The following is a 25,752-nucleotide window of genomic DNA, read 5'->3' as shown; positions in this document are numbered from 1 at the left end:
GGGATGGACGGACCACTGGTGTATCTGTTGTCGACCAACGGCATGGCAGAGTAGCCAAGTCCGGAAGGGATAAACGCTGAAGGCATCTAAGCGTGAAGCCCCCCTCAAGATGAGATATCCCTTCCCAAGAGGAAGTAAGACCCCTTGAAGACGACAAGGTAGATAGGGCAGAGGTGGAAGTGTGGCAACACATGGAGCTGACTGTTACTAATAGGTCGAGGGCTTGACCAATAAGACTTGATGAATGCGAGTCGAAGACGAAGCATGAATTTAGTCGTTTGGTCGTTCGAGTAAGCGAAGCGAACTCGAACTTCCATAAGAACAATCGGAATCTGTATGAAGTTTTGAAGGTATATTACCTTTATGGCCTAATGGCTCAGTTGGTTAGAGCGCCGCCCTGTCACGGCGGAGGTCGCGGGTTCGAGTCCCGCTTGGGTCGTTTGTAGAGAGTGATACTCACTACAAGTAATGCGTGGGATCTTAGCTCAGCTGGGAGAGCATCTGCCTTACAAGCAGAGGGTCACAGGTTCGAGCCCTGTAGGTCCCATTTTTTGCCGATGTGGCTCAATTGGCAGAGCAGCTGATTTGTAATCAGCAGGTTATCGGTTCGAGTCCGATCATCGGCTTCTACAATTTCATATTGTAGTAATGGGCAGATTCCCGAGTGGCCAAAGGGGACAGACTGTAAATCTGCTGCAATTTGCTTCGGTGGTTCGAATCCACCTCTGCCCATTCTTCTTTTTGAAGAATTAAATATTATCGCGGGATGGAGCAGTCTGGAAGCTCGCCGGGCTCATAACCCGGAGGTCATAGGTTCAAATCCTATTCCCGCAACTCGACATCAATGATGTCATAACTGCCCAGTTAGCTCAGTTGGTAGAGCAGAGGACTGAAAATCCTCGTGTCTCTGGTTCGATTCCGGAACTGGGCATTTACTCGATTATGAGTATATGGGATATTAGCTCAGTTGGTAGAGCACTTGACTTTTAATCAAGTTGTCCGGGGTTCGAATCCCCGATGTCTCATTGGTAATGAAAGAAGTCGTTCGTTAGAACGGCTTTTTTCTATTTCAGATAACAAAGTTATAAGCTTTCCTGTTGCTATGTTTGATTGAGAATGGACATTCGTCAATGATTTACTGTCTGAAAAGGTATTTTGCAATTTCAAACAGTATTTGGTTTCAGCATTCTAACATATAAGGGAAAGATTTACTTCCTAAATGAATGTTTTTTGATTATAAGCAGTAAATATTCAAGCCTTCCAGCAATTTGAAGAAATTTTACTGTCTAAAAGAATGTTTTTGGATTTTAAGCAGTATTTGCTCTAGCTTTTCATTCATTTTAAAGCAGTTATACTGCTTAGATCAATAAAATGAAGATTTGAGCAGTATTTGTTTTGAAAAGTTGCCACTTCGCCCAGCGCGAACCACAATCTGCTGATAAACTAGTTATCGGTAGCAAGAATATCCATGTATGAAACAGAATAGATACTTAATGACAAGGAGATAGATACATCTGGAATTTTACAAACCGGAACAGGAGACAAGAAAATGAATTTACCAATAAAAAAGAAAGCAAAGATTCAAACGGAAAGACTGTGTCTGAAACCATATTCATCTGAGGATGCAGGCAGACTGGCAGAATTTTTTAAAAATGATGAGATCTCGAAAACTTTCATGGTGCCGGATTTTGAATCGGAAAAACAGATAGAAGATCTGGTGCATAAGCTGATTGAATTCAGCCAGATAGAAGATACGGTGCATCTTGAATATGGCATCTATTGTGACAATGTCATGATCGGATTTGTCAATGATTGCGGAATAGAAGAGGACACAATTGAAATCGGATATGTAATTCATCCGGATTATAAAGGACATGGTTATGCGACAGAGGCAGTATTGGCCATTGTAGAAGAATTGCGAGAAATGGGATTTCAGAAGGTAATGGCAGGATTTTTTGAAGAAAACACAGCCAGCCGCAGAGTAATGGAAAAAGCCGGAATGCAGTTAAATGATCTGGTCGAAGAGGAAGAATACCGTGGAAGAATCCATAAATGTTACTATTGTGAAATAAATTTTTAGGATGGCAGGAAGACAAACAGGAGTTTCAGCAATGATTTTAGATAAACGGATCATACCAATATTAGATCCGAAATATTCCTTGAAAATATAAGAAAACAAATTATTATTCAAGGAGATTATAATGAACAATCCAATAAAAGATTTAACAAAATATGTATGGCTTTTTAAGCTGGAAAAAACGTGAACAGAAACTCGATTTTGAAAATTAGCAGATGGGAGAAAAATGAGAGCAATTGTACAGGCAGAGGAAAAAGACAAAGAGGAGATCTTAAGATTATATAAGACGCAGCTGGGGCGGGAATTCTGTCCCTGGGATGAGACTTATCCGGGAGAAAAGGAAATTGAATTTGATCTATCCCGGGATGCCTTGTTTGTCATGAAGGATGAAAAAGGAAAAATTATCGCATCCATATCCATTGATGAGGATGAAGCTGTGGAAAAACTGGAATGCTGGACACCGGAGCTTCAGCCGGGAAAGGAACTGTCCCGGCTTGCAGTGGCCCCTGATTATCAGAACCATGGTCTTGCAAGAGAAATGTTGCAGTACGGAATGCAGGTTTTATACAGCCAGGGATATAAAAGCGTACATTTTCTAGTGAACAGGTATAATATGAAGGCGCTTCGTTCTTATGCGGCATTGAATTTCCAGACGGTGGGTGAATGTGAGCTGTATGATCAGCCGTTCTTATGTTACGAAAAAGCACTTATTCAGGCACAGTGAGCGCCGAAGAGGGTGGATTTTCCAATGTAAAAATGTTTTGACATGCGAAAAAACGGGATGTCAAAGCATGTTGATAGACAAAAAACACGAATTTGGTTAATGTGAGCAAGGAAGGGAGGCAGAGAATATGGAGCTTGGAAAACAGATACGGAAATACCGGAAGGAACAGTCTTTATCTCAGGATGAACTGGCAGAAAAGGTATACGTTTCGAGACAGACAATTTCGAATTGGGAAAATGATAAAAGTTACCCGGATGTGAACAGTCTTATTCTTTTAAGCGAAGTATTTCATACCTCGATTGACAATTTGATCAAAGGAGATGTTGAAGTCATGAAAGAGCAGGTAAAGAATGAAGATCGAAAAGAATTTGAGAAGATCAGCAGGATATTCAGCGTATTGTTTTTGGCAATGATGATCACGCCGATCCCGCTTATCCATTATCTGAAATATGCGGGGATTGCGATTTGGGCGCTGCTTGCTGTTGTTACATTGTATTTTTCATTCATCGTGGAAAAAAAGAAGAAACAGTTTGATATCCAGACCTATCGCGAGATCATTGCATTTATGGAAGGGGAAAAGCTTGATGAGATTGCAAAGGCAAGAGAAGAAGGGAAGACCCCATATCAGAAGATCCTGCTTTCAGTTGGAGCTGCAGTTGTGACATTGGTGATTGCATTTATTTTCACGATGCTGCTCAGATAAAAGCAAAAAGTACGCATCGAGAGCGTTTCACAGAGTCCGAAACAGACCTGAAAGACCTGGTCTGTTTCGGGTTTTTTCGAACGTGACTTCATTATAGGAGGATTACTTTTGCAGGAAAAGATATTAGTTGATTTATAAGTCACTTATAAATTACATAGTTACTTGCAAAAGAACAGTATGATTTTTATAATATAGAATTGATGAAAAATGTTATAGTGGTCGGGAGCTTTTTATAAGGATGACAGTGAAAATACGATGATCCAGTGTAGAAAGTGCGATCATCATTGACATGCAGATGCACGATAGCATGAAAGGAACGATAATGAATATCTGCAATGTTTAAATAAATATGAAAAAGGAAGGAAAACAGCATGAAATTATATATTATACGCCATGGAGAGACTTCATGGAACAAAGAAAAAAAATTACAGGGACAACGCGATATCATGTTAAATGAAAATGGACTCCGTCTGGCAGAACTCACCGGAGAAGGCATGAAAGATATAGAATTTGATCTTGTAATCTCCAGTCCGCTGATCCGAGCAAAGCAGACAGCAGAGCTTGTGATGGCTGGCAGACAGCTTCCGATGATCACGGATAAAAGAATCATAGAAATGTCTTTCGGTAAGTGGGAGGGAGAATGTGTCAATAACAGTGAAGTTCTTCCATCGGATTATAAGGACAAATTTTACAATGATCCGCTTCACTGCCCAAAGGCGCCGGGCGGAGAATCCTTTCAGGATGTGTTAAAAAGAACAGCAGATTTCTATCAGTCATTAGTGCATAACAAAGCATATGAGAATGCGGCGATACTGATCTCCACACATGGAGCTGCAAGCCGTTGCCTGCTTGCTAACTTCTATGAGGATAAAGAAGATATCTGGCGTGGAGGCGTGCCAAAGAACTGTTCCGTCTGCATTGTTGATGTTAAGGATGGAGTCGGAACCGTTCTTGAAAAGGACAAGGTTTATTATCCAAAAGAAGCATAAGATCACTGATTTGCGGAATTACTGCGGTTTTTCACGGTTATGGAAGCGATATACGATAAGACCGATGATGTATAACACAATGATCACAGCGAATGCGGCAACCGCAATCTCATATCTGGCGGTTCCAAGTGCACTTCCACTCAGCGCAGACAAAAAGATCGCCGGAAAACGTCCGACAAACGTGATAAAAATCCAGTGGGACAGGGAAATATCTGTCAGACCAACTACATAGGAAAGCAGATCTTTCGGAGTTCCCGGAATCAGAAAAAGCAGAAAAATAATGCTTTCTGATTTGCGGGAACTTTTTAAAAATCTGACGGATTCAATCTTTTCCCGTTTTACAAACAATTCTACAAAATCCATGCCAAACCGGTGGACAAAAAGGAAGACGATGACGCTTCCAATTGTGGTAGCAATATCGCAAAGCAGTGCACCTTTCCAGATGCCAAAAGCGTATCCGGCGCAGATCTCAAAAGGCCCGCCCGGGATAACGGCCATGAATACCTGAAAGATCACCATTCCCATAAAAGCAAGAATGCCGGGAAAGCCCTTTTCATCTACCCATAGACGGAATTTATCCGGGTCAGATGCAAAATGGACCATTGGTTTTCCAATAAAATACGTAATGCCACATAGAAAAACAATCACAAGGGCAACGATCAGAATGCGGCTTCCTTTTTTGGATTTCTCAGGACTGCTCATATAACAACCTCCTATTCGCACATGCTGGGATGAATGAAATGCGTCTGGCATATGCCAGATCCAATTTGAAGCGTTTTACAAATGCCAATATAGTATGTGCATATCTTGTGGAAGATTATGTCACGATAGAACATAATTGTAAATATGATGCGGATGAATTTAAGAAAACTTTAATCAGAAGACAAGGTTTTCTACAAAATGAGGCTGACTTGAAAAAGTAAATTCCAGTGCAGGGGTAAATTCCACCACGCTTTAAAATTCTTTGATTTTTTAGAATTGTGGGAGGCTAAATCCTTATAAAACTGCTATAATTAGATTAACTTTCCATAAAACATCTTACTTTCAGGCATGGCAAACAAGCCTCTGGATAGTTTTTGTGCGAAACTAAATTCCACAGGCCGCATTCAAAAAATGCGAATTGTTAAGTTCCAGCCTGACAGCAGATTTTTATGCTAAGTTAGTGGTTAAAGCGTATCAGCTTAGGCGTCAGATTGACCTCATCGGGTGGAATCGGCCTAAGCTGAAGTGCTTTTAAGATGTCTATACCATAGTTTTCAAGTGCTACATCATACGGTGTTCGACCACCAAGGCTTTCTCTTGGGGTTGAATTTATGTGGTCTACGATAGTTCTTAAATCCCACTGGGTGAGATATTCAAAGCTAGTCTTTTTAGGAAGAATCATTCGAAGCATGGTATGTGCCTGTTCGATGCCGCCTTTTTGACCGCTTCTCATCGGATCACAGTAATAGATGCTTGACCGCATAATGCCATTAACGCCGTTTTCGAGAGACTCCGGATCTCCGAATTCGGATCCGCGATCCGTAAGAATCGTGTTGAATAAGGTTAAAAAATCATATGTGCCAAGCTGGTGTTCCAACTTGTTAAAAACAAGTTTTACGGCACCTTTGGTGCATCTGTTCATAATGAATGCAAGAAACAGTTTTTCACGGGTTAAGAAGAATGTCAGGATGACACGCTTTGAGTCCTGTGATGAGTGAACGGTATCCATTTCAGCAAAATGGTCAAGTTCAAGGGCTTGAAAATCAGAAAACATACGTCTGATAAAAACGGATCTGTCTTTGATCTGGGTCTTGTGTACTTTGCGGGGTTTGAATTTTACCTGACGTTTCAGATCGATGTTTCTTGCGGACAGGATTCCTTTATCAAGGTAAGAATATAGAGTTCTCACGGACATATCGAGTTCTGGATGATTCGTTATAATCTGATATGGAGACTGTCCCTGAAAAATCAGGGGCGTGATGACCATATCTTTCTGATGCAGTTCGTGTCTGGTCATGTTTATACCGGCCCTGGATTGTGAAAGACATTCTTTGTATTTGCGGTCAGCAAAAATAGCATCATAGCGGTATTTGCGGGCAATCGTGCAGTGATTGATTGCTTTTGGACAACCATTACACACATAAGGTGCTTTATCGAGTCGGTTACATCGTTCTTTGACAAAGTCCGGACATGTCTGGTTGCAGGTTGGACAGGTGGTACATTTGACACCGCAGAGAATGATCTTGCCACAGGCATTGACTTTTTTGCAATGATATCTGTGGACGCAAAAGTTATGTGCATTGTTAAAACAGCCTTTGTGATACCAGTCGCTGAGCCTGTGCAGCCTGATTTCTTTTGAGATTGTTGTTGGATCTTTACAAAGATATCTTGCAATGTCCTTAAAAGAACAGCCAGCGTTTAGGGATTTTTCAATGTATTTGCGATCTTCGAGAGTAAGATGTTTTTGATTACCGGGAATATATTTGCTCATGCTAGTTCTCCTTCTACTGCTGTCAGAAGGCCAACATGAGCATACCATTTATGATATGAAAGATTAAACTCCACTTGTGCAGAAGAGAATTCCACTGTATAAATGGATGGTAGAATTAAACTTTGCAATTTTCATCTACAAAATGAGGAAAGTAGTGCTATAGTTTCCGGGTGGAATATATGATATGATACAAGGAGCAATTCGTGTATCATGACATGATACAACAATACAAAATAAGCGAGATGAGACTGGAGATAGAATATGTATCGAATATTTATGGTAGAAGACGATGAAATGATTGCGAGAACGGTCAAAAAGCATTTGGAAAAATGGGATTATGAAGTACATATTGTCTCGGATTTCAGTAATGTGATGGCTGAATTTGCGGCGTTTGATCCGCAACTGGTGCTTATGGACATACGGCTTCCGTTTTACAATGGTTATCACTGGTGCACGGAGATCCGAAAGCTTTCCAAAGTCCCGGTTATTTTTCTGTCCTCGACAGCTGACAACATGAACATCGTAATGGCGGTCAACATGGGAGCAGATGATTTTATTGCAAAACCATTTGATCTGGAAGTTTTGACGGTGAAAATCCAGGCGCTGATTCGCAGAAGTTATGATTTTGCAGGAAACAGCAGTGTTTTGGAGCATAAAGGAGCACTGTTAAATCTTGCGGATGCATCGGTCAGTTATCAGGATCAGCGGCTTGAGCTTACGAAGAACGAACTGAAGATTCTGCAGACATTGTTTGAAAACAAGGAGAAGATCGTAAGCAGGGATACGCTTATGACCAAACTCTGGGAAAGTGATGCATACGTGGATGAGAATACACTGTCTGTCAATGTGAACCGCCTGAGAAAGAAATTATCTACGATTGGACTCGACGACTTTATTTTGACAAAGAAAGGAATCGGGTATCGAATCGGATGAAATTGCTGCAGTCATTTATAAAAAGAAATTTATTCTGGATCATTGTAGTGCTGGCTTTGTGTGGAAGTCACCTGTTTTATCTGTATCTGGTCAATATCCCGATTCATGATATCAGGTATTCTGCGCTTTTAGATCTGTGTCTGATCGGAGTTTTTGGAACTATGAATTACAGTCGTTACCGCAGAAAAACAGCACAGATGGAGGAACTCTTAAACGGGCCGATGAGCAGTCAGATTGAACTTCCAGAGCCGGAGGATGAGATCGAACATATCTACAGCCAGCTGTTTGAAAATGCGAATATCAGCAGACAGATGGCAGTGAATACGGCTGGAAGGCAGCAGTCGGAGATGAAAGAATATTATTCCAGATGGGTACATCAGGTAAAAACTCCGATCGCCGCATTGCAGCTGCTGCTTCAGGTGCATCGGAACGAACTGGAGGAACTGGCAGAAAAGCTTCCGTTTTCAGAGGATTCCGGGGAAAATTACCCGTGCAATCTTCAGAATGTATCGGATATGGAAGAGGAGCTTTTCCGCATTGAGCAGTATGTGAATATGGCGCTTCAATATCAGCGGGTCAATGGAGCAGGCAATGACTTTGTGCTCGAGGAGATCTCGTTGGATGCTGCCATACGTGAAGTGATCCGAAAATATGCCAGAACCATGATCCGAAAAAAACTTCGTATACAATATGAGGGAACACAGCAGACGGTGTTATCTGATGAAAAATGGATCACATTTGTTGTGGGACAGGTGTTGTCCAACGCCATAAAATACTCTGCCTCAGGTACAATTCATATTGAAGTTACGCAGGAAGTAAACTGGTGTTACATAAAGATCACAGATCAGGGAATCGGAATCCGCCAGGAAGATATTCCAAGGGTATTTGAGCAGGGATTTACCGGATACAATGGGCATGCGGACAAAAAATCCACAGGAATCGGGTTGTATCTGTGTAAACAGGTGTTAAACAAACTGGGGCATACGATCCGTATCGAATCGGAAGTCGGAAAAGGGACAACCGTATGGATTGGTTTTTCCACAATAAAGCGTGAGGTAATGGACTGATATCCACAAAACAGAAAGCAGCATAAGAAAATGTGGATAAAAGAATTAGAAAAAGAAAGAAGTAACGAAAATGAATAAGGATTTAACAGAGGGAAATGTCAGAAAGGTATTATGGTTTTACACGATACCGCTTTTGGGAAGTGTGGTTTTCCAGCAGCTCTACAACCTTGCAGACAGTCTGGTAGCCGGGAAATTTATCGGTGAAAATGCACTTGCAGCAGTTGGCAATGCGAGTGAGATGACGCTTATTTACACGGCATTTGCATTTGGATGTAACATTGGATGCTCGGTTGTGGTATCACAGCTCTTTGGCTCCAGACAGTGGAACCGTCTGAAAACATCGGTAAGCACATCGTTTATTGCTTTTGGTGTACTTTGCGTAGCACTGATGATATTCGGTTTCACATGTACACATCTGGTATTGATGAAAATGAATACACCGGCAGACATTCTGGAGGATTCTTTTTTGTATCTGAAAATCTATACCGCCGGAATGCCGTTTGTCTTCTTTTACAATGTAGCGACCGGTATTTTCTCTGCAATGGGGGATTCGAAAACGCCATTGTATTTTCTGGCATTTTCCTCCATATCCAATATTCTTGTGGATATTTTATTTGTAAGTGCATTTCATATGGGAATCTCGGGTGTGGCATGGGCAACATTTCTGTGTCAGGGAATCAGCTGTGTGCTGGCTGTGATCGCTTTATACAAGCGTGTGAAGGGTATTCCATCGGAGGGAGAATTTGAGATTTTCTCATGGGGACTGCTTGGGAAGATTGCAAAAGTCGCAGTGCCGAGCATTTTGCAGCAATCATTCATCTCTGTAGGAAATATTATCGTACAGAGTATTATCAATAACTTTGGTGCAAGTGTGATTGCCGGATATACGGCGGCAATCAAGCTGAATAATATCGCAATTTCAATGTTTACTTCTGCTGGAAATGGAATTTCTACATTTGCTGCACAGAATTTTGGCGCAGGCAGACTGGATCGTATCAAAAAGGGATTTCGTGCTGGAATTATGTTAGATGTGGTTCAGGTAGTACCGCTTACACTGGCATTTGTCTTTATCGGACGGCCTCTGATCGGAATTTTTATGCAGGACGTTACCGGAGACGCGATGGCGACCGGAATGCAGTTCCTCAGAATCGTCGCACCGTTTTATATGGTAGTCGCAACAAAAACCATGAGCGATGGGATCTTAAGAGGATCTGGCGCAGTTAAGCTGTTTATGATCACGACATTTGCGGATCTGTTTTTAAGAGTAGGACTTGCCGCAGTACTTGCACCGATATTCGGAAGCACCGGAGTATGGATGTCCTGGCCGATCGGCTGGAGCGTTGGTGCCATTCTCTCGGTCTGCCTGTACTGCAGCGGTATCTGGAAAAATGCAAAGTTATAATTAACGTGCTAAAAGTCCGTGATGCTCTTCCATAAAGCCACCGAAAACGACGTTTTTGTAGCCGAGTTTCTTGAACTTGCGCATGGCGTCGTTTGGTTTGTAACCATAGTTTCCGATGATGTAAAGTCTGGTTGTTTTGTCAGGAAGTCTTCTTGAGATGCGGTCTTCCGTGATTTTATCGAGTGGAATGTTGATGGCGCCGGTTACATGACCGTGGTTAAATTCATCCTTCGGACGGCAGTCGATCAGCATGGCATTGTCGGTGGTGTGAGCTTCATTGATCGCCTGATTGACGGTTAGTTTTTTCATAAAAATACTCATATTGTAAAACCTCTTTCTTTGTGCATTATATAGTTCTAATTATAACTATTTTTCGGACTCTTGCAACTTTTTGCAGAAATTCCTTGACCCTGAACCTGGTTCATGCCTTATATTTGGGGCATCAAACAGGAAAAGGGGCAGAAAATGAGTTTTGGAACGAGGAAATATGTACGACAAAAATTAAGAGACCAGTATGGGAAAAATCCAGCAGACTGGCAGCCACAGGGATACCTCAGTCAGAAAATGGAAGACATTCGGATCTATCATAAGATCGAACAGGAATCGTCAGACCATCAGGTGGATGATGTTACGTGGAATGATCTGGAAATGGATGAGATTTTTGAACGGGTCAATCACACCAGATCGTATCTCGGGGAACAGATTTTATATCATAAACTCCACACGCTGGAGCACTCATCCGATGAGGAGTCTGCCGCATTTGAAAAACGCATCCATTATTATGATGCGAACGAAGACAAAAGGCTTGTGCTTGAAGAAAAATTATGTCAGATCGGAAAAAGAAAAACAGATTATACGCTTCCTTATTTTCTGAAAAACACGCAGATCTGGAGAATCGGTAATCAGGCATTGTTTATTTTTCTTCAGATCACACTGATTTTTTTGCTGGCTGCAAGTATTATTACGGATAGTCCGGTGGCAGTCGCAGGACTTATCGGTATTGTGGCTGTAAATATCGGTATTTACTCCATCACCAGACAGCGGTATGAGGTGTATCTTTTTTCACTTGGGAGTCTGAAGGGAATTCTTGATTTTGCAAAATGGATGATGAAGGATGAGACCTGTAAAAACTTATATCCACAGGAACAGACCAAAGAGGCACTCGCACGTTTGCATAAGCTTTCTAAAATGATTTCTGTGTGGCAGACAAGAAAATACCAGAGTATGTCAGGGGATGTTGCATCCATTTTTCAGGATTATCTTATGGGCATTACATTATATGATCTTGTGGCTTTCAACCGTATTATGAAGCTGATCGAAGATAAAAGAGACGATGTCATGGCGCTTTACTGTTTTGCAGGGACTGTGGACATGGAGATTGCCATAGCATCTTATCGGAGGAGTCTGGAATACTGGTGTATTCCGGAGTTTACAAAAGAGCATATGATCTGTGGACACAAAATCAGCCATCCGCTTGTGAGTCATCCGGTGTCGAATGATTTTACCATGTCTGACCGGGCAATCATTACAGGTGCGAATGCTTCCGGTAAATCCACATTTATGAAAGCGGTGGCGGTAAATGTTATATTGGCGCAGAATATTCACACCTGTATTGCAGATGATTTTTGCATTTTGCCAATGGATGTGATGACTTCTATGGCGCTTCGGGATGATGTCATCACCGGAGAAAGCTATTATATGAGGGAAATCCGTTATCTGAAACGCATGCTTGGGCGCTTTGAGAAGAAAGAGCCGGTTCTGTTCGTGATCGATGAGATCTTGAAGGGAACGAACACGGCAGAACGGATCGCGGCATCGGAGGCCATACTGGATTATTTTTCAAAAGGCAATCAATTCGTTCTGATCGCGACGCACGATATGGAGCTTGTGTATGCGATGCAGGGAAAATATGACAACTATTATTTTGACAGCGTGATCCAGGGAAAAGACGTCTGCTTTCCATATACGATCCACAGGGGAATCGGCGGAAAAACGAATGCAATTGAACTTCTGGATGTGATATCCTATCCGAAGGAAATCATTACGAGGGCAAGGAAGAATCTTGAGAGGAGTAAGATATGAGAATCGGAGAAGTGGCGGAGCTTACAGGGCTAAACATCAGTAATATCCGTTTTTATGAGAGAAAGGGATTAATTGATCCCGGACGACAGAAGGAAAGTCAGTACCGCGATTACACAAAGGAAGATGTAGAACGGTTGAAGCTGATTATTTTATACCGGAAAATGGATTTTTCCATTGAGAAGATCGCCGGGCTCGTAGAGGGACAGTGTTCTGCAGATGAATTGATCGGGCAGCAGATACTGGAGCTGAACGAAAAACAGAAAGCCATTCAGGGAGCAATCGATCTTTGCCGGAAATTTGCAGAGGACGAGGCTGACGGGAAAAAGGACATCGATTATTATCTGAATTATGTAAAGGAAGAGGAAGCGCAGGGAAGAAGATTTGGCGATGTGGAAGAACTCTTAAGCGACTTCTCGAAGTTTACACAGTTTGACCGGCTGATCGGAGATCCCTACTTAGGATGGATACTGTTTCGGTTTCCGTGGGCGGAAAAACTGATCCGCGGACTGTGGCTCGGACTCTGGATTGGTTTACCCGTGCTTGGAATAATCCTGTTTGCAGTCGATGCAGACGGCGTAAATGTAGGAGGAATCCTGTTCTGGATCGGGTGGATGATTTTTGCAGGCATATCATTTTTACGTTTTCGAAAAAGTGCAAACTATGGTATAATGTACGAAAGCAAAACCGGAGGGTCTTCGGACTTTAGCCGAAGCGGCTAAGCAGCCACAGGCATCACGCGCGGATGAAAGAGAGGATGAGATTATGAAAAAGTTAGCAGTAACATTGTTGTCAGCAGCAATGGTTTTATCGCTTATGGGATGTACCGATCAGAGTGCTGAAGAGAAAAATGACAACACAGATAAAACAGTTCAGACAGAGACTAAGGATACGGTGAAGGAATCCGAAACAGATTCCAATGCTGTGACAGAAGTGACAGAAACAACAGAGCAGTCAGGCACAGACAGCAAGACACAGGGGCTTGATTATGCTGCAGTTTATGAGCCGGTATTGGAAAATTACCGGGAACAGTATGGAGATGATATTCTGTATACAATGTACGATCTGGATGAGGACGGAGCTAAGGAACTGATCGTTTCTTACGGAACCTGCATGGCAGACTGGGAGAATACCGTATATACATATGAAGCTTCCGGAGCAGAAGAGATCGGAACCTTCTATGCTCAGGTGCTTTTATATCAGGCAGAGGATGGAAATGGTCTGTACGCAGTTTCCGGTCAGATGGATGAACCTCGGGTTGAGCAGATCACGATGCAGGACGGAACTTTACAGAAACAGAACGTAGAGAATGCGCAGACAGAAGAAGGCGAGGACTATTATAAGAATGATCATCCGGTAGAATTTGTAAAGATTACCGATCAGTCATTGTTAGAGCAGAAATAGACATTCGAATATCCAATCTTACAAGAATGTAAGAAACGAGGCCGGAATGTAAGCTAAATCGATAGCTTGCATTCCGGCCTTTTGCTATACTAACATCATGAACGGCGGCAATAAGTTCTGCCAACTGAATCTGACAAAGAAAAGGAGTTTAAACATATGTCTATTTTAGAAGTAAACAATTTAAAGAAAATATACACGACGCGTTTTGGCGGGAATCAGGTACAGGCGCTCCGCAACATCTGCTTTTCCGTAGAGGAAGGCGAGTATGTGGCAGTGATGGGAGAATCCGGATCCGGAAAAACAACACTGTTAAATATTCTTGCAGCACTGGATAAACCGACTTCTGGTGACGTGCTTTTGAATGGAAAGAATCTGGTATCGGTAAAAGAGAAAGAGATTTCCGCATTCCGAAGAGACCATCTTGGATTTGTCTTTCAGGACTTTAATCTGCTTGACAACTTCTCGTTAAAAGACAACATTTTCCTTCCACTGGTCCTTTCCGGAGTGAAACCAAGAGAGATGGAGCTTCGTTTAAAACCAATCGCACAGAAGCTTGGAATTGAGCAGTTACTGGAAAAATATCCATATGAAGTATCCGGCGGACAGAAGCAGAGAGCTGCAGTTGCAAGAGCACTGATCACAAAACCGGAGCTGGTCCTTGCAGATGAGCCGACCGGAGCACTTGATTCGAAAGCAACCGACAGCCTGTTAAAGCTGTTTAATCAGATCAATGAAGAAGGTCAGACAATTGTCATGGTTACCCACAGTACAAAGGCTGCAAGTCATGCAAACCGCGTGCTGTTTATCAAGGACGGAGAAGTGTTCCATCAGCTTTATCGCGGAAATCTGACGAATGAACAGATGTATGCAAAAATTTCTGATACATTGACGGTATTAACGACAGGTGGTGAAAAACATGAATAATATCTATGCAAAACTGGCAGGTACGAACATCCGGAACAACAGGCAGCTGTATCTTCCGTATATTTTATCCGGAATCATGACGGTAGCGATGTTTTATCTGATGCTGTTTATCAATAACAATCCGGGAATCGACAAAATACATGGGGCTGCGAATCTGAAGATGATCATGGCACTCGGTGTCGGTGTAATTGCAATTTTCTCTTATATTTTTATTTTTTATACAAACAGTTTTATCAGTAAGAGGAGAAAAAAAGAAATTGGAATCTATAATATTCTTGGCATGGAAAAACGGCATATTGCAAAAGTTCTCGCACTTGAGACTGTTTTTGTGGCTGTTATTACAATTCTTGGCGGTCTTGCGGCTGGTATTGTTTTTTCGAAGCTTGTTTTAATGCTGTTATACCGCATTCTTGGATTTGATGAAACGGTTATGTTTTTCATTACCGGAAGCGGTATTCGTGCAACATTGATCGTATTTGGAATTTTATATGTTCTCACACTGATCTACAATCTGATGCAGATTACGTTTGCAAAACCGATTGAACTGCTTCGAGGCGGTAATGTGGGAGAAAAGGAGCCGAAAACCAAGTGGCTTATGGCAATTGCAGGAGCCACATGTATTGCGACCGCATATTATATTGCGATTACAACAGAAAATCCGATTAAGGTACTGACTTTATTTTTTGTAGCGGTACTTCTGGTTATCGCAGGAACTTATTTTCTTTTTACTGCCGGAAGCATTGCAGTATTAAAAATGCTTCGCAACAACAAAAATTTCTATTACAACAAAAAACATTTCACAGCAGTTTCCGGAATGCTTTACCGCATGAAACAGAATGCAGCAGGTCTTGCGAGCATCTGTGTACTTTCTACCATGGTGCTTGTAATGGTTTCAACTACCGTCAGCATGTTTGCAGGAGTAAAAGACGAACTTGCTGCGAGATATCCGCAGGAAATTACGTTATATTCGACATATGATAATGTGTTTGAAGGAAAAGACGATGTGACAGACATTGTAAAACAGACCATTGCAGATCAGGGAAGAACGATCGAGAATGAGTGTTCCTACCGTTATCTGCTGCTTATGCTGAAACAAAACGATACTTCTTTTGAAGCAGCTCCTCAGGACAGTTGGAACAGCGATCTTGCGATGATAAATATCATCACAAGAGATGATCTCATTGCAATGGATGATCGTTTTACAGAGAATGATATTTCACAGCCACAGAGCGGAACTGTTAGTGTATATGGAAGCAAAGCATATGATGCAGATACCATTACAATTCTTGGTAAGGAATTTCAGGTTGGAGAAAGCCGGGTTTTTATGGCAGATAAGGATATGTATGCAAGCCTTGGCTTCAATGATGATTATTATGTTGTTGTGGACAGTCTGGACACATTAAAAGATATTTTTGCACTTGCAAATACAGATAACAGAATCACACTGTACCGTGGTGTATCCGGTTATGATATTGATGGAACAACGGCAGAGAAAGCAGCCTGCGCAGATGCAGTAAACGAGGCCATTCAGGCAGCAAACGAGGAAGCTGGCCTGAATAAGGAAGAGGACACAGAGATCGTGGCAGGTGCAAATGGATTAACCAGCCGTTATATGGAAAGCCGCGCTGGAAATGAGAAGGAATTCTATTCACTTTATGGAGGACTGTTTTTCCTGGGAGTATTTCTCGGAATCATGTTCCTGATGGTTACGGTGATGATCATTTTCTACAAACAGATTTCCGAAGGCTATGATGATAAACAGCGTTACGAAATCATGGAAAAAGTCGGAATGAGCAATGAAGAGGTGAAAACATCGATTCAGAGTCAGATCCGCATGGTATTTTTCCTTCCGATCGTAACTGCAGCAATCCATGTTGCAGCAGCGTTCCCGATGATCAGCAGACTGCTTATGCTTTTAAATCTGACCAACACCAGATTATTTGTGATTTGTCTGATCATCACGATCCTGATCTTTACATTGATCTATTATGTTGTATTTAAACTTACTTCCAGATCTTATTATAAGATCGTAGGCAATCAGGTAAGATAACCTGTTTGAAAAAGCATAAAGTTGACGTGCATGCGGATTCGTGGGATAATTCATATAAGAAAGTTGCGAAAGGGAGGCACAATATGGAGGCAAAAGAGACGATTCGCTTATATGATCAGAATGCCTATGAGACAGAATTTGAGGCAGAGGTAGTTGCCTGCGAAGAGATCACCGGAAAAGACAAAAAAAGCTATGAGGTCATTTTGGATCAGACCTTATTTTTCCCGGAGGAGGGCGGTCAGAGCCCGGATATGGGAACGATAAATGATATGGAAGTCCGCGATGTACAGATCAGGGATCAGGTAATCCGTCATACGATGGACGAGCCAATCGCTGTCGGCACAAAAGTGAAAGGAAAGGTCGACTGGCAGCATCGGTTTTATAACATGCAGCAGCATACGGGAGAGCATATCTTTTCCGGAATTGTACATAACCGTTTCGGATACGACAATGTAGGATTCCATCTGAGTGATTCCGTTGTGACCATGGATTTTAATGGTGTGATTCCGGCAGAGGAACTGAATGATATTGAGGATGAAGTCAATCTTGCCATTGCGAAGAATCTTCCGGTTGAGGTAACCTACCCATCCAAAGAAGAGTTAAAGGATCTCGATTACCGCAGTAAGATCGAGATTGAAGGACAGGTACGTATCGTAACAATTCCGGGATATGATGTCTGCGCCTGCTGTGCTCCGCACGTAAAACACACCGGTGAGATCGGAATGTTAAAAGTTATGAGCATGCAAAACTATAAAGGTGGTGTGCGTATCAGCATTTTATGCGGGTTCCGTGCACTCGAAGCCTTCCGTCAGAAAGCTGAGATCATCACAGAGCTCATGACACAGTTTAGTACCAATCAGGAAGCGCTTGTTGATAACGTTGTGAAATTAAAGAATAACAGCCAGAACTATAAGACACAGCTTGCAGAGGCAAAGCAGGAGCTTATGGATTATAAGATCGCTGCACTTCCGACAGATATCGATAATGCCGTATTGTTTGAACAGGATCTGGATACTCCGATCATGCGCGCTGTTGTAAATAAACTTGTGGAAAAATACAAAAGAGTAAGTGCTCTTTTCGTTGGAGATGATGAAAGCGGATACAATTTCATTATCGGAAGCCAGAATGCAGACTGTCGTCTGATTGCAGCTGCGCTGAAGAATAAACTTGAAGCACGTGGCGGCGGAAGCAACGTTATGGTGCAAGGCTCCGTAAAAGCTGATAAAGCTGCAATCCAGAGAGTTTTAGATGATATACTTGAAGTGTAAATAAAAAGCTGTGGCATCGGCCACAGCTTTTTATGCCTGAAAATCAATATTGGAACCGGAACCGGTGAGTGCTGTATACAGTGAGTCGGAAGATTTGGATTCCATTTTGCGTGCATACTGTTCCGTCTTTTTTGTAAAATCCGATTCTTTTCCGAAGACTTTACCGACATCGGAAGCACTGGATTTGCCAAGCAGGTTCTTGTTGGCGGTCATGGTTCCGTCGGTATTAACCGTAATTCCAAGTGAGGAAAGATCATCGGAATATTTGTGTGAGAGCTGTTTCAGCTGGCGTGCATACCGGTTGACATCGGAAGAGGAAGATGCACCTCCGGACTTTAATGTATTGTTATAGGTATCGATAAAAGCAAGGATACTGTTACAGATATTCTCTCCGTTGTCGTTTTCCGAATATTCAAAGGACTGAAGATTGCGCGCTGCACGACGGAGTGCAAGTCCGTCCTCGTAAGAAAGACGGGAATTGGAAGTCTCTTTACGGGTGGAAGACTTAAACATTTTCTGGTTGTTCTGATAATAGCTGCGCAGATAATAATTCTGCGAAAGGCTCATTCCTGTTGATGCAACTGTACTCATGCGGATACCTCTTTTCGTAATTCTATCGTAATTATTCAGAACCGCCACATATATTCTGATTCTCAGTGGTTCTGAATAGTCATATTCTGTTTTATATATCGGTATAAAACGAATTTTATTTACTTATATTTGGAAAAGAAGTAGAATAATAAGGAATGAGAGCATGCAAAATGTATGCGGGGGCTTATTAGGAGGATCAATATGAGAAAAACCAGTTTTGGTACAACGAAGAACGGATGCGCTGCATCTACATATGAGATCGGCAATGGCAGAGGTGTCCGCCTGATCGCAACAGATTTTGGCGCAACCGTTGTCTCCATATTTGTGAAGGACAAAAATGGAACAGAGCGTGATGTTATTTTAGGATATGATGATCTGGCAAGCTATGAGCGCGCAGAATGTTATTTTGGCGCTACGGTCGGAAGAAATGCCAATCGAATTGCAAATGCAAAGGTTACCATTGACGGTGTGGAATATGAGCTGGAGAAGAATGACAATGAAAACAATCTTCACAGCGGTTCGAACGGAGTCAGTGTGAAAATGTGGGATGTGGAAGAATATACCGATACAAAGATCACATTTGGATACACCAGCAAAGATATGGAACAGGGTTTCCCGGGAAACTGCCAGATGCATGTGACCTATGAGGTGACAGAGCAGAATGAATTTAAGATTACGTATCATATTGTTTCCGATCAAAAGACGGTAATCAATATGACAAACCACAGTTATTTCAACCTTGCCGGACAGGAAAATGGCAATGTGCTGGATCAGACACTTCAGATCGCAGCTTCCCATTACACACCGATGAAGGATTCCAAATCCATTCCGACCGGAGAGATTGCTTCCGTAGAAGGTACACCATTTGATTTCCGGAAAGAAAAACCGATCGGACAGGATATAAAGGCATCCCATGAGCAGCTGATTTTTGCAAACGGATACGATCATAACTTTGCAATCGACAAAACAAAGGATGGCGTTGAAAAGATTGCGTCTGCATATTGCAGCGAAAGTGGGATCCGCATGGATGTATACACGGATCTTCCAGGTGTGCAGTTGTACACGGCTAATTTTGTCGGCGGACAGCATGGTAAAAAGGGCGCTGTATATGTACAGAATTCCGCATTCTGTTTAGAGACACAGTACTATCCGAATGCGGTCAATGAGCCGAATTTTGCATCGCCGGTATTTGATGCAGGACAGCCGTATGATTCCACAACCGTATATGCATTTTCTGTTGATGCATAACAACACAGGGAGGATGATGAAGGGATGAAAATTGTTTTTCTGGATGCAAAATCGATCGGGGAAGACATCGATCTGTCAATATTTGAAGAACTTGGTGAAGTCGTAAAATATGATTATACTTCAGCAAAAGAGGCACCGGAACGTGCAAAAGATGCGGATGTTCTGATCATTAATAAGGTAGAGATCAATGAGCAGTCTGTTGGTCAGGCAAAGCATCTGAAGCTTGTCTGTGTGACTGCCACAGGTACAAATAATCTGGACAAAGCATATCTGGATCAAAGAGGAATCGCATGGAGAAATGTTGCGGGATATTCCACAGAATCTGTGGCACAGCATACGTTTGCGATGCTGTTTTATCTGTTGGAGAAACTTCCTTATTATGATGCATATGTGAAAGATGAGCATTATATGGGCGATACGAGTTTTACTCATTTTGCAAAGCATTTTCACCAGATTGCGGATATGACGTGGGGAATTATCGGTCTTGGCAATATTGGAAGAAAAGTAGCGGACATTGCAAAAGCCTTTGGATGCCATGTGATCTACTATTCCACATCCGGAAGAAATGCACAGCCTGGATATGAGCAGGTCTCATTTGATGAACTGCTTTCACAGTCGGATATCGTATCCGTACATGCACCGTTAGATGAAAATACAAAGGATCTGATGAACGCCGAAGCATTTTCGAAGATGAAATCAAATGCGATTTTCTTAAATGTCGGAAGAGGACCGATTGTATGCGAGGATGCACTCGCAGATGCATTAAATCATGGTACGATCGCAGCAGCTGGACTGGATGTTCTGAGAGAAGAGCCAATGAGCCCGGACAATCCGCTCCGGAATATCAAAGACAGTGAGAAACTTCTGATCACGCCGCATATTGGCTGGGCAAGTGTCGAGGCCAGAACCAATCTGATGAAGATTATATACGGTCAGATCAAAGAATATTTTAAATAATAGAGAGAAGTTCAAAAAGGCAGCATATCATGCGTGGAGAGCACGATATGCTGCCTTTTTCAGTTGGCCAGAGACAGACCGCTCAGGAAAGAACGGTTGCCGTATTCATGGCAGAATCTGCGGCGGTCTTCACGGGTAAAGCCGCGGTTTATCATTTTTTCATAGTGACGGATACGGCGGTCATAAAGCTGACCGGCCTGGGCGTAGAGATCAGGAAAGGAAGAGTTCGAAATCTCTTTGGTCCATGGATGTGTCCAGGTCTTATGGGCAAGATTCATTGGATCCGCAACAAAATGGTGATGGTCGCTTGGAATCATCGGAGAAAGGAATGCATGTCCGATGAAAATCCGTTCTATAAAACGTGCCAGAACCTTTTTCTGACCGTAAGGATCGCGGATCAGCCGTGTTCCCGTGCTCATCCAGAAGAAGGCTCCATACATCATCCATTCGTGGATCATAAGATCCGGATACGTATTGCGGTAAGCATACGTAAGCATTCTTGCGATTACGCTTTTTTGCAGTGCATTCAGATGGATCGTGGAATTCTGGTGGAAGCGAGATGGCAGTTTATGCTTTTTCAACTGAAGCAGTGTGCCATCGAGCTCTGTTTCAAGATAGGCGTGCTGCCCGAAGTAATTGATCTCTTTCGGCGGATTGGCCGGAGTATAACGGGTCAGTGCATAGATATAAGGATGCGCGGTGCAATCCAGTGTGTAGTGCCCAAGAAAACCGATCAGATATGCATCTGCAATTGCCAGCAAACGTTTGTGACCGGCAAACATCGTGCGGCTCTCCAGAAGATTGGTAAAGAAAAGTCCCGTTTTCTGGCTGTGTGCGATCGCTCCGAGATTATCCCGGTGCAGCAGATAGGACGGCAGATAATAGAAGAAGACATCCGGTCCCTGCAGTCCAAGTCCAAACGCACTGTGGTTCTTATATAAGTTCTGGCATACTGTGCGATTGGAAATTCGTTTGTACGCATCTGCTCCAAATAGATAATGTGTAGTAAAACCTGGCATGTTATAGCCTCCAATAGACATAATACTTGTTTTTTTTTCTATATCCTATTATAGTGGCTGTTCCGAAAATTTCCAGTCATTCCGATGAGAATTTCTATACAGTAATTGAGAAAAGTTTGTTGACATCAATGAGTATAGTGATATAATGTGACGTAGTAATAAAAACTACATAGCACCTCTTGCGTAGGTTGTTTTCGTAGACAAATTCGAGAAAATGTATATTTGAGTCATACATGAAATTGGGTTTGGATATGTAAAAACAGGAAAGTTTACAATATACTTCTACGTAGAGTCGAAAATGTTATGAAAACGGAGGATTAAGTCATATGGCAGGATTAAAAGATGCCGCAGAAAGAAAAGCATTTAGTGTGGCAATTGACGCAGTATTAAAGAGTTTAAATAAAGATCCGGATAAAGCATTATTAAATATTGTTGAGCTTACCAAAAAGTTTATGGGTGACAACTTTAGAGCAGATGCTTATGAAGGCGCAAAGAAGATGATCCAGAACCCGGATGCAAAATGGATGAAATATGTGAAGAGATTATTAGCAGAGACTGATCCTCATGTAGCAAAAATGACAGCATTGAATCTTGGTTATCAGGCTGCATTTGCAGGAACCAAGCAGATCCGTAAAATGAGAGTTCAGGAACAGTGCAATATTCCATGGCTGATTCTGATGGACCCTACTTCAGCATGTAACTTACATTGTAAAGGATGCTGGGCAGCTGAGTATGGTAACAGATTAAACCTTTCATTCGAAGAATTAGACAGTATCGTTACACAGGGTAAAGAGCTCGGTGTATACTTCTATATGATGACAGGTGGAGAACCACTTGTACGTAAAGCAGATATCATCAAACTTTGCGAGAAACATAATGATTGTGCATTCCATTGCTACACCAATGGTACACTTGTTGATCAGAAGCTTTGTGATGATATGAAACGTGTTGGTAACTTATCATTATCCATCTCACTCGAGGGATTCGAAGATGCAAATGATTTCCGTCGTGGTGAAGGTGTATACGGCAAAGTACTTCATGCAATGGATCTTCTTCATGAGAATGGACTGATCTTCGGTAACAGTGTATGCTACACAAGCAAGAACATGGATTCTGTTACATCTGATGAGTTCTTTGATCTTCTGATCGAGCACGGAAGCCGTTTCGCATGGTACTTCCATCTGATGCCAGTTGGTATGAAAGCTACACCAGAGCTGATGCCGACAAAAGAACAGCGTGAGTATATTTACCACAGAATCAGAGAAGTTCGTGCAATGGAAGGTGGAAAAGAGATCTTCGTTATGGACTTCCAGAATGATGGTGAGTTCGTTGGAGGATGTATCGCTGGTGGACGTAACTACTGCCACATCAATCCAAAGGGAGATGTTGAGCCTTGCGTATTTATTCATTACTCAGGTGCAAATATCCGCGAGAAATCATTATTAGAATGTCTGAAACAGCCATTATTCATGGCATACAGAGATAATCAGCCATTCAATGACAATATGTTAAGACCATGTCCAATGCTTGAGAATCCGGAGATTCTTCAGAAGATGGTTCATGAGACAGGCGCACATTCTACAGACGTAGAGGAAGCAGAGCCAGTAGAACATCTTTGCGGCAAATGCGTGGACTACGCAAATGAGTGGAAAGAGACTGCAGACAAATTATGGGCAGAGCATCCACATGTTGCAAAGGGTTACCAGAACTTCAAGAAATATCAGCAGCAGTAATTTACAGACGAATGCTGGATACGGGGGGACGTACATCGAAGGGTGTACGTCTCTTTTGTTTTATAAAAACCTCTTGTAATTGGAATGCATTTGGGTGTATTGTTACCTTATGTTTTGTGTAAAGGATGAGTAAAGAATGAAAATCAGATTACAATATGATAAAAAAAATAACATTCGTCTGCTTGCAGCTCTATGCTTTGCAGCAGCAATGTATTTTATGGCAGGAATTGCGCTGTGGATCATTCCGGTATTTGGCGCAGCTTATTATCTTTTAAAAAGTCTGGACATCGAACTTTCTCCAAAGCTCCCGTGGCTGTGGTCCGTGATTCTGATCGGTGGATGCAGTACCGTGACCATGTTTATGATCCAGTATGTGATCTTAGAGCCGGATGTATTTATGCGGACTTCCGATGAAAAATTATTTTTAAATGTACTTTGCATTGCGATTTTTTACCTGGTGATCCAGTTGTTTACGAATAACACGGGACTGACCTGTATCATCGCACATATTTCGATGTTAAGTTTCGGTTTTGTGGATTATTTTGTATATCTGTTCCGGCAGAATGAGTTTACGTTCAGCGATATCCGTTCGATCGGAACCGGTCTTAGCGTTGCCGGCAATTATCAGTTCGGGATTCATGACAGAGGTGCGTATGCGATCCTGGGATCGATCCTTCTGATCGCACTCATACGAAAATGCCATGTGTCATTCCGTTCACGAATCGGCATGTCAGTAGTCAGTGTACTGCTTGGCGCGGTGATGACCATGTGTGTTGCGACAAACAGCATGTATGTGAATACGGAAACATGGGAACAGAAGGGAACATATCGGAACGGTTATATTTTAAACTTTGTGCTGGGCGTCCGTGACAGCTTTGTGTCCGCACCGGACGGATATTCTGCGGATGCTGTGGCAGAGCTGGAGAAAGAGTATTCTGGAAATGGCAGTTCGTATTCCGGAGATTACGGACTTACGAAAAAGCCGACGATCATTGCAATCATGAATGAATCTTTCGCTGACTTAAGCGTGCTTGGCGATTTAAAAACAAATGAAGAACTGACACCATTTATGGATTCCATGCAGGAGAATACGGTGAAGGGATATGCGTTATCCTCTGTTTTTGGTGCGAAGACACCGAATTCGGAGTGGGAATTTATGACGGGCAATTCCATGGCATTTTTGCCGAGTGGATCGGTAGTATATCAGCAGTATATCAATAATACACCGGCGTCTATCGTAACAACCTTAAAGGATATCGGCTATACCTGCGTTGCAATGCATCCATACTATGAGACTGGGTGGAGCAGGAATCAGGTTTATCCGAAACTGGGATTTGATGAGACACATTTTATCGACGATTTTGATCAGAATAACATTATCCGTGAGTATATTACCGATCAGGAAATGTACAATAAGATCATTGACCGTTATGAGAGCAAGGCTTCCAATGAGAATCTTTTTATCATGGGAATCACAATGCAGAACCATGGCGGTTATACAGATACTTACAGCAATTTCCCGGAGGAGATCTATAAGACAGGACGTTCCTACACGGATGTGAACCAGTATCTGTCACTGGTGCATGAAAGTGACAAGGCAATCCAGAACCTGATCACGTACTTTGAACATGTGGATGATCCGGTGGAAATCGTATTTTTCGGAGATCATCAGCCAAGTCTGAATTCCGCATTTTATGAGATGATGAATGGAAAAGGTCTGTCCAATCTGACGATGGAAGAACTTGAGGATCTGTATAAGGTTCCGTTTTTTATCTGGACCAACTATGATTCAACGGAAAAAACAGTGGATATTACAAGTCTGGATTTCCTGTCTACCATGGCATTGGAGCAGGCCGGCATCGCCCTTCCTGCATATAATCAGTTCCTGGCAGATATGATGGAAGAAGTACCTGCAATCAACTCCAGAGGCTATTATTCCAAATCGGAGGGAGCATTCCTGCATCTGGATGAGGCCGAGGGTGAGGAAGCAGAATGGATCAAAAATTATAACATTCTGCAATATAACTCGATGTTTGACAAGAAGAACCGGAGTGATCTGTTCTTCCCGTATTACAAATGATTCGGGCGCGAAAATGCAAAGTAATTATCAG

At 42.3% G+C, this 25,752-nt stretch carries 23 protein-coding genes, 7 tRNA genes and 1 rRNA gene; 26 read left to right on the top strand and 5 right to left on the bottom strand.

All coding sequences use genetic code 11. The features are described 5' to 3' along the window. The 12 genes from FYJ75_RS11665 to FYJ75_RS11610 all read left to right on the top strand — a co-directional run. Positions 1 to 231: ribosomal RNA gene (locus tag FYJ75_RS11665) — 23S ribosomal RNA — on the top strand; the annotation flags it as partial. Positions 232 to 365: 134 nt separating this feature from the next. Continuing rightward, positions 366 to 439: transfer RNA gene (locus FYJ75_RS11660), tRNA-Asp, on the top strand. Between the two features lie 35 nt (positions 440 to 474). Further along, positions 475 to 547, top strand: a tRNA-Val gene (locus FYJ75_RS11655). Positions 548 to 553: 6 nt separating this feature from the next. Beyond that, positions 554 to 626: transfer RNA gene (locus FYJ75_RS11650), tRNA-Thr, on the top strand. Positions 627 to 650: 24 nt separating this feature from the next. Beyond that, positions 651 to 732 (top strand) — tRNA-Tyr (locus tag FYJ75_RS11645). A gap of 28 nt (positions 733 to 760) precedes the next feature. Next, positions 761 to 834 (top strand) — tRNA-Met (locus tag FYJ75_RS11640). Positions 835 to 858: 24 nt separating this feature from the next. Continuing rightward, positions 859 to 931: transfer RNA gene (locus tag FYJ75_RS11635), tRNA-Phe, on the top strand. 21 nt (positions 932 to 952) lie between these two features. Next, a tRNA-Lys gene (locus FYJ75_RS11630) sits at positions 953 to 1,025 on the top strand. Positions 1,026 to 1,549: 524 nt separating this feature from the next. After that, complete coding sequence (locus FYJ75_RS11625) at positions 1,550 to 2,080, top strand: GNAT family N-acetyltransferase (protein WP_154430619.1); 531 nt, start codon at positions 1,550 to 1,552, stop codon at positions 2,078 to 2,080. A 223-nt stretch (positions 2,081 to 2,303) separates the two neighbouring features. Next, a complete protein-coding gene (locus FYJ75_RS11620) occupies positions 2,304 to 2,801 on the top strand; it encodes a GNAT family N-acetyltransferase (RefSeq protein ID WP_154430618.1) in 498 nt (165 codons plus the stop codon). A 127-nt stretch (positions 2,802 to 2,928) separates the two neighbouring features. After that, positions 2,929 to 3,504 carry a helix-turn-helix domain-containing protein gene (locus FYJ75_RS11615; RefSeq protein ID WP_154430617.1) on the top strand — a complete coding sequence of 192 codons (576 nt, stop codon included), beginning with the start codon at positions 2,929 to 2,931 and terminating at the stop codon, positions 3,502 to 3,504. Positions 3,505 to 3,875: 371 nt separating this feature from the next. After that, positions 3,876 to 4,493, top strand: coding sequence for a histidine phosphatase family protein (locus FYJ75_RS11610; protein WP_154430616.1), 618 nt, complete (start codon positions 3,876 to 3,878; stop codon positions 4,491 to 4,493). Between the two features lie 18 nt (positions 4,494 to 4,511). Here the strand turns inward: FYJ75_RS11610 and FYJ75_RS11605 are convergent, their stop codons facing one another. Beyond that, a complete protein-coding gene (locus FYJ75_RS11605; protein ID WP_195839004.1) occupies positions 4,512 to 5,195 on the bottom strand; it encodes a TVP38/TMEM64 family protein in 684 nt (227 codons plus the stop codon). Between the two features lie 38 nt (positions 5,196 to 5,233). On the opposite strand from FYJ75_RS11605, the gene FYJ75_RS14355 reads away from it, so the two are divergent. Further along, the gene (locus FYJ75_RS14355) at positions 5,234 to 5,416 is read left to right on the top strand and encodes a hypothetical protein (RefSeq protein ID WP_195839003.1); all 183 of its coding nucleotides are present in this window, start codon (positions 5,234 to 5,236) and stop codon (positions 5,414 to 5,416) included. Between the two features lie 236 nt (positions 5,417 to 5,652). Here the strand turns inward: FYJ75_RS14355 and FYJ75_RS11600 are convergent, their stop codons facing one another. Beyond that, positions 5,653 to 6,966, bottom strand: coding sequence for an IS30 family transposase (locus FYJ75_RS11600; protein ID WP_154430614.1), 1,314 nt, complete (start codon positions 6,964 to 6,966; stop codon positions 5,653 to 5,655). A gap of 261 nt (positions 6,967 to 7,227) precedes the next feature. Between FYJ75_RS11600 and FYJ75_RS11595 the strand changes: the two genes are divergently transcribed. The 3 genes from FYJ75_RS11595 (at position 7,228) to FYJ75_RS11585 (ending at position 10,368) form a co-directional block, all read left to right on the top strand. After that, positions 7,228 to 7,899: a response regulator transcription factor gene (locus FYJ75_RS11595; RefSeq protein WP_154430613.1), complete on the top strand. Its 672-nt coding sequence runs from the start codon at positions 7,228 to 7,230 to the stop codon at positions 7,897 to 7,899. Then, positions 7,896 to 8,966: a sensor histidine kinase gene (locus FYJ75_RS11590; RefSeq protein ID WP_154430612.1), complete on the top strand. Its 1,071-nt coding sequence runs from the start codon at positions 7,896 to 7,898 to the stop codon at positions 8,964 to 8,966. The genes FYJ75_RS11595 and FYJ75_RS11590 overlap by 4 nt, the downstream gene beginning before the upstream one ends. A gap of 70 nt (positions 8,967 to 9,036) precedes the next feature. Continuing rightward, entirely contained in the window at positions 9,037 to 10,368 is a 1,332-nt protein-coding gene (locus FYJ75_RS11585) for an MATE family efflux transporter (RefSeq protein ID WP_154430611.1), read from the top strand. Here the strand turns inward: FYJ75_RS11585 and FYJ75_RS11580 are convergent, their stop codons facing one another. After that, positions 10,369 to 10,689, bottom strand: a complete 321-nt coding sequence (locus FYJ75_RS11580; RefSeq protein WP_154430610.1) for a rhodanese-like domain-containing protein — start codon at positions 10,687 to 10,689, stop codon at positions 10,369 to 10,371. It abuts the gene before it with no gap. A gap of 144 nt (positions 10,690 to 10,833) precedes the next feature. On the opposite strand from FYJ75_RS11580, the gene FYJ75_RS11575 reads away from it, so the two are divergent. The 6 genes from FYJ75_RS11575 to FYJ75_RS11550 all read left to right on the top strand — a co-directional run bounded on the left by FYJ75_RS11575 (position 10,834) and on the right by FYJ75_RS11550 (position 18,093). Continuing rightward, on the top strand, positions 10,834 to 12,450 hold the full coding sequence (locus FYJ75_RS11575; RefSeq protein ID WP_195839002.1) for a MutS-related protein: 1,617 nt from the start codon (positions 10,834 to 10,836) through the stop codon (positions 12,448 to 12,450). After that, a complete protein-coding gene (locus FYJ75_RS11570; RefSeq protein ID WP_154430608.1) occupies positions 12,447 to 13,169 on the top strand; it encodes a MerR family transcriptional regulator in 723 nt (240 codons plus the stop codon). The genes FYJ75_RS11575 and FYJ75_RS11570 overlap by 4 nt, the downstream gene beginning before the upstream one ends. A gap of 43 nt (positions 13,170 to 13,212) precedes the next feature. Next, a complete protein-coding gene (locus FYJ75_RS11565) occupies positions 13,213 to 13,851 on the top strand; it encodes a hypothetical protein (protein ID WP_154430607.1) in 639 nt (212 codons plus the stop codon). A gap of 156 nt (positions 13,852 to 14,007) precedes the next feature. After that, positions 14,008 to 14,775 (top strand): ABC transporter ATP-binding protein, encoded by a 768-nt coding sequence (locus FYJ75_RS11560; protein ID WP_154430606.1) that lies wholly within the window; start codon positions 14,008 to 14,010, stop codon positions 14,773 to 14,775. Beyond that, a complete protein-coding gene (locus tag FYJ75_RS11555; protein ID WP_154430605.1) occupies positions 14,768 to 16,825 on the top strand; it encodes an FtsX-like permease family protein in 2,058 nt (685 codons plus the stop codon). The genes FYJ75_RS11560 and FYJ75_RS11555 overlap by 8 nt, the downstream gene beginning before the upstream one ends. 26 nt (positions 16,826 to 16,851) lie before the next feature. Then, positions 16,852 to 18,093 (top strand): alanyl-tRNA editing protein, encoded by a 1,242-nt coding sequence (locus tag FYJ75_RS11550; RefSeq protein ID WP_328596935.1) that lies wholly within the window; start codon positions 16,852 to 16,854, stop codon positions 18,091 to 18,093. A 30-nt stretch (positions 18,094 to 18,123) separates the two neighbouring features. Here FYJ75_RS11550 and FYJ75_RS11545 read toward each other — a convergent pair whose 3' ends face one another. Beyond that, on the bottom strand, positions 18,124 to 18,684 hold the full coding sequence (locus FYJ75_RS11545) for a hypothetical protein (RefSeq protein ID WP_154430603.1): 561 nt from the start codon (positions 18,682 to 18,684) through the stop codon (positions 18,124 to 18,126). A 201-nt stretch (positions 18,685 to 18,885) separates the two neighbouring features. Here FYJ75_RS11545 and FYJ75_RS11540 point away from each other — a divergent pair, with 201 nt between their 5' ends. Further along, positions 18,886 to 19,932: an aldose epimerase family protein gene (locus tag FYJ75_RS11540; protein WP_154430602.1), complete on the top strand. Its 1,047-nt coding sequence runs from the start codon at positions 18,886 to 18,888 to the stop codon at positions 19,930 to 19,932. A 24-nt stretch (positions 19,933 to 19,956) separates the two neighbouring features. Then, the gene (locus tag FYJ75_RS11535) at positions 19,957 to 20,889 is read left to right on the top strand and encodes a D-2-hydroxyacid dehydrogenase (protein WP_154430601.1); all 933 of its coding nucleotides are present in this window, start codon (positions 19,957 to 19,959) and stop codon (positions 20,887 to 20,889) included. A gap of 59 nt (positions 20,890 to 20,948) precedes the next feature. On the opposite strand, the gene FYJ75_RS11530 is transcribed toward FYJ75_RS11535, so the two are convergent. Beyond that, on the bottom strand, positions 20,949 to 21,908 hold the full coding sequence (locus tag FYJ75_RS11530) for a zinc dependent phospholipase C family protein (RefSeq protein ID WP_195839001.1): 960 nt from the start codon (positions 21,906 to 21,908) through the stop codon (positions 20,949 to 20,951). Between the two features lie 326 nt (positions 21,909 to 22,234). On the opposite strand from FYJ75_RS11530, the gene FYJ75_RS11525 reads away from it, so the two are divergent. Together FYJ75_RS11525 and FYJ75_RS11520 are read left to right on the top strand one after the other, a co-directional pair. After that, on the top strand, positions 22,235 to 23,641 hold the full coding sequence (locus FYJ75_RS11525; RefSeq protein WP_154430599.1) for a radical SAM protein: 1,407 nt from the start codon (positions 22,235 to 22,237) through the stop codon (positions 23,639 to 23,641). Between the two features lie 136 nt (positions 23,642 to 23,777). Further along, positions 23,778 to 25,721, top strand: coding sequence for an LTA synthase family protein (locus FYJ75_RS11520; protein ID WP_154430598.1), 1,944 nt, complete (start codon positions 23,778 to 23,780; stop codon positions 25,719 to 25,721). Positions 25,722 to 25,752: the final 31 nt, after the last annotated feature.

The organism is Roseburia porci, from assembly GCF_009695765.1.
Classification (GTDB): Bacteria; Bacillota; Clostridia; order Lachnospirales; family Lachnospiraceae; genus Roseburia; species Roseburia porci.
Note: the sequence above shows the minus strand (reverse complement) of the source record. Positions and strands in the feature narration are given on the sequence as shown.

Excerpts from the sequence above, each read along its gene's own strand:
- FYJ75_RS11625 (WP_154430619.1), top strand. The coding sequence starts at position 1,550 with ATGAATTTACCAATAAAAAAGAAAGCAAAGATTCAAACGGAAAGACTG.
- FYJ75_RS11620 (WP_154430618.1), top strand. The coding sequence starts at position 2,304 with ATGAGAGCAATTGTACAGGCAGAGGAAAAAGACAAAGAGGAGATCTTA.
- FYJ75_RS11615 (WP_154430617.1), top strand. The coding sequence starts at position 2,929 with ATGGAGCTTGGAAAACAGATACGGAAATACCGGAAGGAACAGTCTTTA.
- FYJ75_RS11610 (WP_154430616.1), top strand. The coding sequence starts at position 3,876 with ATGAAATTATATATTATACGCCATGGAGAGACTTCATGGAACAAAGAA.
- FYJ75_RS11605 (WP_195839004.1), bottom strand. The coding sequence starts at position 5,195 with ATGAGCAGTCCTGAGAAATCCAAAAAAGGAAGCCGCATTCTGATCGTT.
- FYJ75_RS14355 (WP_195839003.1), top strand. The coding sequence starts at position 5,234 with ATGCGTCTGGCATATGCCAGATCCAATTTGAAGCGTTTTACAAATGCC.
- FYJ75_RS11600 (WP_154430614.1), bottom strand. The coding sequence starts at position 6,966 with ATGAGCAAATATATTCCCGGTAATCAAAAACATCTTACTCTCGAAGAT.
- FYJ75_RS11595 (WP_154430613.1), top strand. The coding sequence starts at position 7,228 with ATGTATCGAATATTTATGGTAGAAGACGATGAAATGATTGCGAGAACG.
- FYJ75_RS11590 (WP_154430612.1), top strand. The coding sequence starts at position 7,896 with ATGAAATTGCTGCAGTCATTTATAAAAAGAAATTTATTCTGGATCATT.
- FYJ75_RS11585 (WP_154430611.1), top strand. The coding sequence starts at position 9,037 with ATGAATAAGGATTTAACAGAGGGAAATGTCAGAAAGGTATTATGGTTT.
- FYJ75_RS11580 (WP_154430610.1), bottom strand. The coding sequence starts at position 10,689 with ATGAGTATTTTTATGAAAAAACTAACCGTCAATCAGGCGATCAATGAA.
- FYJ75_RS11575 (WP_195839002.1), top strand. The coding sequence starts at position 10,834 with ATGAGTTTTGGAACGAGGAAATATGTACGACAAAAATTAAGAGACCAG.
- FYJ75_RS11570 (WP_154430608.1), top strand. The coding sequence starts at position 12,447 with ATGAGAATCGGAGAAGTGGCGGAGCTTACAGGGCTAAACATCAGTAAT.
- FYJ75_RS11565 (WP_154430607.1), top strand. The coding sequence starts at position 13,213 with ATGAAAAAGTTAGCAGTAACATTGTTGTCAGCAGCAATGGTTTTATCG.
- FYJ75_RS11560 (WP_154430606.1), top strand. The coding sequence starts at position 14,008 with ATGTCTATTTTAGAAGTAAACAATTTAAAGAAAATATACACGACGCGT.
- FYJ75_RS11555 (WP_154430605.1), top strand. The coding sequence starts at position 14,768 with ATGAATAATATCTATGCAAAACTGGCAGGTACGAACATCCGGAACAAC.
- FYJ75_RS11545 (WP_154430603.1), bottom strand. The coding sequence starts at position 18,684 with ATGAGTACAGTTGCATCAACAGGAATGAGCCTTTCGCAGAATTATTAT.
- FYJ75_RS11540 (WP_154430602.1), top strand. The coding sequence starts at position 18,886 with ATGAGAAAAACCAGTTTTGGTACAACGAAGAACGGATGCGCTGCATCT.
- FYJ75_RS11535 (WP_154430601.1), top strand. The coding sequence starts at position 19,957 with ATGAAAATTGTTTTTCTGGATGCAAAATCGATCGGGGAAGACATCGAT.
- FYJ75_RS11530 (WP_195839001.1), bottom strand. The coding sequence starts at position 21,908 with ATGCCAGGTTTTACTACACATTATCTATTTGGAGCAGATGCGTACAAA.
- FYJ75_RS11525 (WP_154430599.1), top strand. The coding sequence starts at position 22,235 with ATGGCAGGATTAAAAGATGCCGCAGAAAGAAAAGCATTTAGTGTGGCA.
- FYJ75_RS11520 (WP_154430598.1), top strand. The coding sequence starts at position 23,778 with ATGAAAATCAGATTACAATATGATAAAAAAAATAACATTCGTCTGCTT.